A 1,001-nucleotide genomic window follows, 5' to 3' on the forward strand; every position below is an offset into this window, starting at 1 on the left:
AATTAAATCATATGAATACATTTTCCCCCAACATGTTCTACAATTGAACAAATCATATTGGTATCCATCATTGGATATACCTAGACGTTCAATATTTAAATTGGCTTTACGTGCAAAATTCAAATTTAATATTCCTTTTGTCGCTCCCAAAAAACTTTTTGTAGGTGTATTCCCCTTTTTAGTTAAATAATTACCATACACAATATCTGTCTTATATTCGAAGGCTATTTGCATCATTGCATCAAGTCCAGTAGGAAGAATTTGATCATCAGAATCAATAAATGTGACCCAAGAACCTTTAGCGCACGATAACCCAAGATTTCGCGCCGCAGATCTACCTTTGTTAGTCTGAACCTTTATTATAAAACGCGAATCTATGTTAGAGTAACGTCGAGCTATAGTTTCTGACGCATCAGTAGCTCCATCAATAATTATAATGCATTCCCAATTTTGATACTTTTGAGACGAAATACTTTTTAAACAGTCATTTAAGGTTTTCTCTGCCTGATATACAGGGCAAATGATACTTACTAAAGGATAAAATTGTTCTTGCATAGAAATAGTGAGATTTGCATGCAGTTGCATTACCGCCACCTTAAATATGTTTCAATATACCACTTTTGAAGACGGTAGGCATTATCTGTAACATCAAAGCCTGAATTCTTAACACTCGTATACCTTCGTCAGGTTTTCTGGTGCTATCACTTTTTAAAATGTTTTGTGCCCAAGTATCCGCACTTCCTAAAGGTAAACTATGAAATAGTTTAGAAACGCATGCATCTTTGGATACAGTGTTGGAACAAAAAGTCGGTAATCCCGAAGTTTGTGCTTCAATGGCGACAATTCCTAATCCTTCGAAAAGTGATGGAAGAACAAAAACATCCATCGCTTGATACAAACGAGTCATATTTGTTTGATTACTTAACAGAATAAGCTTGTCACTGATTCCCAAAGAATTTGCTTTATCCAATAGTTCTTTTCGAAGCGGACCATCACCCACC

General features: G+C 35.4%; 2 protein-coding genes. Both read right to left on the reverse strand.

Annotation, left to right across the window (positions count from 1 at the left end; genetic code table 11):
* Positions 1-585, reverse strand: a 585-nt coding sequence (locus H9626_RS13290; RefSeq protein ID WP_497801155.1) for a glycosyltransferase family 2 protein, incomplete at its 3' end; no start/stop codon positions are given.
* A gap of 10 nt (positions 586-595) precedes the next feature.
* Positions 596-1,001, reverse strand: a 406-nt coding sequence (locus tag H9626_RS13295) for a glycosyltransferase (protein WP_191710797.1), incomplete at its 5' end; no start/stop codon positions are given.

It is taken from the genome of Phocaeicola faecium, from assembly GCF_014837055.1.
GTDB classification, from domain to species: domain Bacteria; phylum Bacteroidota; class Bacteroidia; order Bacteroidales; family Bacteroidaceae; genus Phocaeicola; species Phocaeicola gallinarum.